Raw genomic sequence first — 6,915 nt, 5'->3', positions numbered from 1 at the left:
GCCTCGGCGTCGCCCAGGTCGACCGCCTTCGGCTCCTGCACCGGGGGCGTCACCCATACGTCCACCCCGTCGAACCGCGTCCGCAGGGCCGCCTCCAGCGCATAGGCGCTGTCCAGGTCCAGCCCGGCGTCGGGCCGCAGCAGAACAATGGCCCGCCGCCCCTCGGCGTCGGTCATCACCGCATCGGTGGCGAAGGGCACGGCGTCGGCCAGACGGTTGCGCAGGGCCGCCGCCGGATCGGGCGCGCTCGCCTGACTGGTCTGGACGGCGCGGGCCGCCGCCTGCGGATCGGCCACGACGATCTGGTCCAGGGTGGCTGTGACAGGCACATGCAGGGCCGCCGTCAGCCGCTCCTGCAGCCGGGCCTGGGCGTCGGCCATCAGCTTGCGCGTGCTGACCAGGGTCGAGACGGTCACGCCCTTCCCTTCGCTGCGCGCGTCCAGAAGGGTGATGCGCGACTCGGCGCCGGCGAAGATGTCCTCGACCGCCAGTCGAGTCTCGGCCGTAGCCCGGCTCTCCAGGGCGATGCTGCGCAGCGACAAGGCCAGCGGCACGGCCAGCAGGACGAAGACCACCATGACCGCCACGCCGCGCCACGGCTTGGGCCGCTCCAGCAGGCGCGGCCGGAAGCCGTAGAAGCCCGCCGTCACCGTCGCCGCCAGGGCGATCGCCACTAGGTTGGTCATGAACAGGAAGAAGGCGCCCGCCGCGATCGACAGGTCCCCGGTCCCCAGGCCGAAGCCCACCGTCGCGACCGGCGGCATCAGGGCGGTGGCGATGGCCACGCCGATGATGGTCTCGCCGCGCTGGCGGATCACGGCGTAGGCGCCCGCCACCCCCGAAAAGACCGCGATCAGCAGGTCGAAGAAATTGGGCCGGGTGCGGGCCAGAATCTCGGCCGTCGGCTCTTTCAGCGGCGACAGCAGGGTCAGCAGGATCGCCACGAACAGCGCCAACCCCACCCCGACGCCCAGCGCCGTCAGCGACTGCTTCAGCTCGTTCCAGTCCAGCAGCGCCAGGGAGAAGCCCAGGGCCACGATCGGCCCCATCATCGGCGAGACCAGCATGGCCCCGATCACCACCGCCGGCGACGACAGCATCAGGCCCAGGGCGGCGATGGCGGCCGAGATCACCGTCATCATCAGATAGCGGCCGCTCAGCCCGCCGTTCTCATAGACGGCCTGGGCGGCCTCGGCGTGATCCACGCCGCGCCGGGCGCTGACCAGCAGGCGGCGCAGCAGGTTTCGGGTCTGGGCGGCGGCGGGCGTTTCGGCGGTCATGCCCGTTTCATATCCCTCCATGAAGCGTGACGGAACGACAGGCGTCGCGAAATCGGGAATCAGCGCCTAAATAGGGGTCATGACCCAAGCCAAAGTCCCAGCCCGTACCGTCCGCGTCGCCATCATCGGTTCCGGCCCCGCCGGCTGGACCGCCGCCATCTACGCCGCCCGCGCCTCGCTGAACCCGGTGATCATCGCCGGCCTGCAGCCCGGCGGCCAGCTGACCATCACCACCGACGTCGAGAACTATCCCGGCTTCGCCGAAACCATCCAGGGCCCCTGGCTGATGCAGCAGATGCAGGCCCAGGCCGAGCATGTCGGGACCGAGGTCATCCACGACATCGTCACCCAGGCCGACCTGTCCCAGCGCCCCTTCCGCCTGACGCTGGACTCGGGGGCCGAAATTCTGGCCGAGACTGTCATCATCTCCACCGGCGCCCAGGCCAAGTGGCTGGGTCTGGACTCCGAGGCTGAGTATCAGGGCTTCGGCGTCTCGGCCTGCGCCACCTGCGACGGCTTCTTCTATCGCGGCAAGCAGGTGGTGGTGGTCGGCGGCGGCAACACCGCCGTCGAGGAAGCCCTGTTCCTGACCAACTTCGCCGAGACCGTCACCGTGGTTCACCGCCGCGACGAGTTCCGCGCCGAGAAGATCCTGCAGGACCGCCTGTTCGCCCATCCCAAGATCAAGGTGATCTGGGACGTGGCCGTCGAGGAAGTCGTCGGCGTCGTCGACGGCGTGGCCCGCAACGTCACGGGCGTGCGCCTGAAGAACGTCAAGACTGGCGAGATCAGCGAAATCCCCGCTGACGGCGTCTTCATCGCCATCGGCCACGCCCCCTCGTCCGAACTGTTCAAGGGCCAGCTGGAAACCAACTCCGGCGGCTATCTGCGGGTCAAGCCGGGCACGGCCGCGACCGCCATCGAGGGCGTCTGGGCCGCCGGCGACGTCACCGACGACGTCTATCGTCAGGCCGTGACGGCGGCGGGCATGGGCTGCATGGCCGCCCTTGAAGCCGCCCGCTTCCTCGCCGAGGAAGACCACAAGGCCGCCCAACACCCCATCAGCCACAAGGAAGCCGCGAAGATCGGCGCCTGGTAGGGAAGACAGGAGGCGCCTCAGCGCGCCTCCGCCTGCCCTGTTCGGGACTGATGGCCCAGGAAGACCGTCACACCAGGATGCGCGGCCGCAAAGCTGCGTAGCCGTTCGGCAGAGGTTTCAGCGGCGGCGCGAGCGGCGGGCGCAACTGGCTGCGGCATCCGCTGCTCCCAGCCCAGGCGGGTGCTGACCGCGTCGCCTACCACCAGCTTCGGCCCGTCCACGGCGTTGACGAGATAGGCGGTGGATCCCGCCGAATGCCCCGGCGTGCTGATGGCCCAGATCGAGCCGTCGCCGAAAACGTCCAGCACCCCGGCGAACCGGCCGTCTGGGTCCGGCTGGAACCGCCACTCGCGCAGAGGGCCGTAGCCGCGCAGGGCGGCGTCCGCCGGGCGGCCCAGCACCAGGTTCACGCGGCTGCGTTCCTGAGCCTCCCCTGCGCTCACATAGACGGGCGTCGTGACCGGCAAGTCGACCAGCCCGCCCACATGATCGAAATGCAGATGGGTCAGGAAGACGGCGCGCGGCGGCGTCTGGCCTTCCAGCCACTGGGCCGTGGTGCGCGTGATGCGGACATCAAGGTCGGACACCGCCCGGCGCATCAGACCGTTCAGCCGCTCTCCCAGTTCAGTCGACACGCCGCTGTCGATCATCACGCGGCCGAAGCGAGGGTGATCCACCACATAGGCGTAGATCGTCGCCTCCTCATCGCCCTTGGGCACGGTCGCCGTGCGAGGGTTCTTGCGATCGATGAAGGCCCCTCGCCCCGCCGTCCACTGAGCGAAACGAACGCGCTCGAAAGTCACGACGCCGGGCCGCGCCAGGCTCGCCTCCAGCGCCGAGGCGCGCGAGGCCGCGCCCAGGTCTGCGAGCGTCAACGGGTGGCGGCTGGCCGGAGTGGCGCAACCGGCCAGCAGGGCCGCCAGAGCCAGACCTGCGATCATGGGCGCCCCGCCCCCTTGGTCTTGATGCGACATGTCGTATCCTTGGTTGAGTTGTTGAACATATCGAAATACATAAAAATATAGCCGTCAATCAAATTGGAGCAGCGTTATCCCATGGCGGTTGTCGTCGCCTTGCCCCCGCCGGTTCCGCTGGAGCCGGACGCCTTCATCCGCATCCGGCGGCTCAGCCGTCCGCTGGAGGGGCTGTTCACGGTGCTGTTCGCGCTGGGCGCCGCCCTGTTGGCGATCGCGGTCGTCGCCGTGCTGACCTATGTCGGAACCCGGTTGCAGGTCCGCCCCGGCGGGATGCAGATCTATATCGAGGCGACGGTCCCGCCCGTGCCGCCCGGTTGGACCACCGTCGGCGCCCTGCCCTGGATCCAGAAGATCGCCCTGGCCCTGTCGGCCAGCGTGATGATGATCCCTGCCCTGGCGGTGCTGTGGGGGCTGCGACGACTGTTCCGCCTCTATGGCTCAGGGGTCGTGCTGACCCAGGAGAACGCCCGCTGCATGGGCGGCATCGCCCTGTGGCTGATGGCCTACGCCGTGGCTCCGACGCTCGGCCATGCCCTGGTGACGCTGGCGGGTTTTGACGACGAGGGCTGGCTGAGGATCGACAGCGCCAAGGCCCTGGCCCTTGGGCTGATCCTGTTCGTGGTGGCGCGGGTCATGGCCTGGGGCGCCGAGGTGCACGACGACGCCTCGCGGTTCGTCTGATGCCCATCATCGTACGGCTGGACGTGATGATGGCGCGGCGCAAGGTGCGCTCGAACGTGCTGGCGCGCGCCATCGGCATCTCGGAGACCAACCTCTCCCTGTTGAAGTCAGGCAAGGTGCGCGGCCTGCGCTTCGCCACCCTGGACGCCATCTGCCGCTATCTGCACTGCAGCCCGGCCGACATTCTGGAATACGCGCCCGACGCCTCGGAAACGGACGACGACGTGGTTCGCAAGACCGGCACGGGCTGATCGCCCGCCCCTTTAGCCTTGAGGCTTGCCGACCTCTTCGACGGCCATCGGCGTAACTCCGGCGGGCGGCGGCGCTGCCACGGTCACGCTGGGAACGGCGCCGGTTTCAAAGGCCTTGAGCCGTTCGTTGATGGCGGCGATCTCGTCCTTGCCCGCCTGGCGGCGGCCGCCCAGGCTGGCGACGCCCACCACGCGGGTCTGGCCGTCGATCTCGACCGTGCGCAGTTCGCCCGACCTGGCGCCATCCAGCGCCGCTTCGACGCTGTCGGCGGCCGTGGCCAGCAGGACGCGCGACTGGGCGAAGCGAGCCTCGTCGATCGTCGGCTCACGGCCGGAATAGGCGGTGACGAAGGCGGCGGTCTCTCCGGCCGCGCCCTTCCAGCGATAGAAGATGTGCGCCCCGACCTGGGTGATCTTGGCCAGGCTGGGCGACCACCAGGGGTGGACGTAGTCGGCGTGGTAGTGGGTGGCCGTGCCCACGCGCTCGGACACATGGCCGTTCAGGGCGCGCGCCGCGACCCGCTCGGCCCGGTCCCAGGCCCAGCGCACCGGACCCCGCGCCAGGGAGCCGTCACAGGTGAAGCTGAACTGGCAGCCCGTGGTCCGCTCGGCGCCCTGATAGACGACGCCGCAGACGCTGGCGGGATAGTTGGGATCGCGCACCCGGTTCAGCACGACCTGAGCCACGCCCTCCTGCCCCTCGGTCGGCTCCAGCGCCGCCTCATAGTAGACGGCCTGGGTCAGGCAGCGCAGGGCGCGCTGGCGCGACGCCTCGTCCACCGGGCGGAAGAGGAAGGGTCGCGCGGGCTGCAACGCGCCCAAGGCGTTGGGCATGGCGGCGTTCAACTGCTGCGCCGCGACGCCGGCCACGCCCTGATCCAGAGAGGGCTTGCCGCCCAAGGTCAGGCTCTCCCAGCCGGGGGTCAGGCCGTAAAGCTCGGGCAGACCTAGGGCCGGGTCGTGCCGACGGGCGATCGCCAATTGCCCCGCATCCATTCGCGCCGTCACCGCCGCCAGGCCGTCCGGCCCCAGGTCGCCGCCGGTGGCGCGGGCCACGGCTTCGGCGGTGCGGTCGATGTCGGGACGGGGGGTCGAACTGGCCGACATGGCCACGCCCATGACCGCCACGGTGACGGCCATGACGGCGGGCGCCGCAGCGGCTGCCCGGCGTCCGGTCGTCTTCAGCGGCGTGAGGCGGCCGAGGTTCATGCGATGTCCGTATAGCGGCGTCTGGCGGCGCCGGAAATCAGCGATCTGCATGACCGCCCAATCCGGCGCTTTTCAGACGCGAAGATTACCGTTCCGTGAGGCGGAAGCGGCGATCTCCTTTCCGCTTAACGATCGCCCAGGCTGGAGCGCAGCATCCAGGCGGCCTTTTCGTGGGCGGCCAGGCGTTGCGTCATCAGGTCGACCGAGGCCTCGTCCCCCACCTCGTCGGCGGCGTCCAGGGCCGCGCGGGCGGTCGAGATGACCACGCCGTGGTCCTTGATCAGCTCTTTGAGCATCTCGGACGAATCCTTCTCAGGATCGCCGTCCTTGATCGAGGTCAGATTGGCGAAGGCCGAGCCGCTCTGCGGGGCCAGCTCTCCCAGGGCGCGGATACGCTCGGCGATATCGTCCAGCGCGGCCCAGATCTCGCGGTACTGCTCTTCCAGCAGGTTGTGCAGGCTGAAGAACTCCGGCCCGCGCACGTTCCAGTGATAGCCGTGCGTCTTCAGATAGAGGGCGTAGCTGTCGGCCAGAGCCTTGGACAGTTCGCGCGCGACGTCGGCGCGTTCCTTGGGCTTCAGACCGGTGTCGATGGCGTTCATGACGGCTCCCGTTGGCAGTGCTGGATGAAGATCAGCCTTGCAGTTAGGTCGTCGAACGCACGATCCAAGGGGCGGGCGGCGACGCGTCGCAGGAATCTTCGCCCCTGTAACGCTGCAGCCGCATGAGCGTTGCCCCTCCCGGTCAAGGAAGGGGCGCATGACCCATGCTTAGCGCTGACGCGCCTTGCGAGCGGCGTAACGCGCGTCGCGGGCCGCCTTCTGCTCTTCCTTGGTCAGTTGCTTGCGCTCCTTGCGGGCGGCGCGCTTGGCGGCGTCGACCTCGTCCTGAGCGGCCATTTCGGCGGCCAGACGGGCGGCGTCTTTTTCAGCCTTCTCGCGGCGCACTTCGGCCTTGGCCAGTTCGTGCTGCTGGCGAATCGCCTCCTTCTCGGCGGCGCGCTTTTCGGCCAGTTTCTCGAACTCGGGATCCTGAACCGTCGGCTTCGGCTTGAACCGGGCCAGCAGGGCTTGTTTGGCGTCTTTCTGGGCGGACAGGCGGTCGTTGAAGCCGGTGTTCTTGAGGTCGCGCATGCTGAGAGGCGGGTGTCCTTGATAGGGAATGGAGACGGCGAAAAAGGCCGATCGCCGGAGCGACGGCCATAGATCAGGTCGGGAGACGCATCTCGACGCGCTCGACCCGGCGCGAGGCCAAAGCCGAATTTCGCGCCGAAATCAAGCTCTACGGCCCGTTTTCATGGGATTTAGCGGCAATAGGGCCGCCAGGACGCAGAATGCGGCCGCACGACGCGGCCGCATCCATGTCGATGGATCAGTGCGGTTTCTGGGCGTGGCCGACGGCCGCGCCGGCGGCGCCGC

Annotated in this window: 8 protein-coding genes; 3 read left to right on the top strand and 5 right to left on the bottom strand. The window is 69.0% G+C overall.

Annotation, left to right across the window (positions count from 1 at the left end):
- The coding region (locus B2Y21_RS14635; RefSeq protein WP_292060547.1) for a TIGR00341 family protein at nucleotides 1–1,280 on the bottom strand (1,280 nt) is incomplete at its 3' end.
- A 79-nt stretch (nucleotides 1,281–1,359) separates the two neighbouring features.
- On the opposite strand from B2Y21_RS14635, the gene trxB reads away from it, so the two are divergent.
- Nucleotides 1,360–2,379 carry a thioredoxin-disulfide reductase gene (gene trxB, locus B2Y21_RS14630; protein ID WP_292060546.1) on the top strand — a complete coding sequence of 340 codons (1,020 nt, stop codon included), beginning with the start codon at nucleotides 1,360–1,362 and terminating at the stop codon, nucleotides 2,377–2,379.
- 17 nt (nucleotides 2,380–2,396) lie between these two features.
- Here the strand turns inward: trxB and B2Y21_RS14625 are convergent, their stop codons facing one another.
- Complete coding sequence (locus B2Y21_RS14625) at nucleotides 2,397–3,353, bottom strand: MBL fold metallo-hydrolase (protein ID WP_292060544.1); 957 nt, start codon at nucleotides 3,351–3,353, stop codon at nucleotides 2,397–2,399.
- Between the two features lie 81 nt (nucleotides 3,354–3,434).
- On the opposite strand from B2Y21_RS14625, the gene B2Y21_RS14620 reads away from it, so the two are divergent.
- Both B2Y21_RS14620 and B2Y21_RS14615 read left to right on the top strand, forming a co-directional pair.
- Entirely contained in the window at nucleotides 3,435–4,037 is a 603-nt protein-coding gene (locus tag B2Y21_RS14620) for a DUF2975 domain-containing protein (RefSeq protein ID WP_292060543.1), read from the top strand.
- On the top strand, nucleotides 4,037–4,288 hold the full coding sequence (locus tag B2Y21_RS14615; RefSeq protein ID WP_292060541.1) for a helix-turn-helix domain-containing protein: 252 nt from the start codon (nucleotides 4,037–4,039) through the stop codon (nucleotides 4,286–4,288). Before B2Y21_RS14620 ends, B2Y21_RS14615 begins: the two co-directional genes overlap by 1 nt.
- 12 nt (nucleotides 4,289–4,300) lie before the next feature.
- On the opposite strand, the gene B2Y21_RS14610 is transcribed toward B2Y21_RS14615, so the two are convergent.
- The 3 genes from B2Y21_RS14610 to B2Y21_RS14600 form a co-directional block, all read right to left on the bottom strand.
- Nucleotides 4,301–5,497 carry a cell wall hydrolase gene (locus B2Y21_RS14610; protein WP_292060540.1) on the bottom strand — a complete coding sequence of 399 codons (1,197 nt, stop codon included), beginning with the start codon at nucleotides 5,495–5,497 and terminating at the stop codon, nucleotides 4,301–4,303.
- Nucleotides 5,498–5,622: 125 nt separating this feature from the next.
- The gene (locus B2Y21_RS14605) at nucleotides 5,623–6,099 is read right to left on the bottom strand and encodes a Dps family protein (RefSeq protein WP_125900543.1); all 477 of its coding nucleotides are present in this window, start codon (nucleotides 6,097–6,099) and stop codon (nucleotides 5,623–5,625) included.
- Nucleotides 6,100–6,267: 168 nt separating this feature from the next.
- The gene (locus B2Y21_RS14600) at nucleotides 6,268–6,630 is read right to left on the bottom strand and encodes a DUF6481 family protein (protein ID WP_292060539.1); all 363 of its coding nucleotides are present in this window, start codon (nucleotides 6,628–6,630) and stop codon (nucleotides 6,268–6,270) included.
- Between the last annotated feature and the right edge of the window lie 285 nt (nucleotides 6,631–6,915).

This window comes from Brevundimonas sp. UBA5936 (assembly GCA_002430835.1).
GTDB lineage: Bacteria > Pseudomonadota > Alphaproteobacteria > Caulobacterales > Caulobacteraceae > Brevundimonas.
The sequence above is the reverse complement of the archived record's forward strand: the minus strand, read 5'-3'. Positions and strand labels throughout refer to the sequence as shown.

Excerpts from the sequence above, each read along its gene's own strand:
- B2Y21_RS14600 (WP_292060539.1), bottom strand. The coding sequence starts at position 6,630 with ATGCGCGACCTCAAGAACACCGGCTTCAACGACCGCCTGTCCGCCCAG.
- B2Y21_RS14605 (WP_125900543.1), bottom strand. The coding sequence starts at position 6,099 with ATGAACGCCATCGACACCGGTCTGAAGCCCAAGGAACGCGCCGACGTC.
- B2Y21_RS14625 (WP_292060544.1), bottom strand. The coding sequence starts at position 3,353 with ATGTCGCATCAAGACCAAGGGGGCGGGGCGCCCATGATCGCAGGTCTG.
- B2Y21_RS14610 (WP_292060540.1), bottom strand. The coding sequence starts at position 5,497 with ATGAACCTCGGCCGCCTCACGCCGCTGAAGACGACCGGACGCCGGGCA.
- trxB (WP_292060546.1), top strand. The coding sequence starts at position 1,360 with ATGACCCAAGCCAAAGTCCCAGCCCGTACCGTCCGCGTCGCCATCATC.
- B2Y21_RS14620 (WP_292060543.1), top strand. The coding sequence starts at position 3,435 with ATGGCGGTTGTCGTCGCCTTGCCCCCGCCGGTTCCGCTGGAGCCGGAC.
- B2Y21_RS14615 (WP_292060541.1), top strand. The coding sequence starts at position 4,037 with ATGCCCATCATCGTACGGCTGGACGTGATGATGGCGCGGCGCAAGGTG.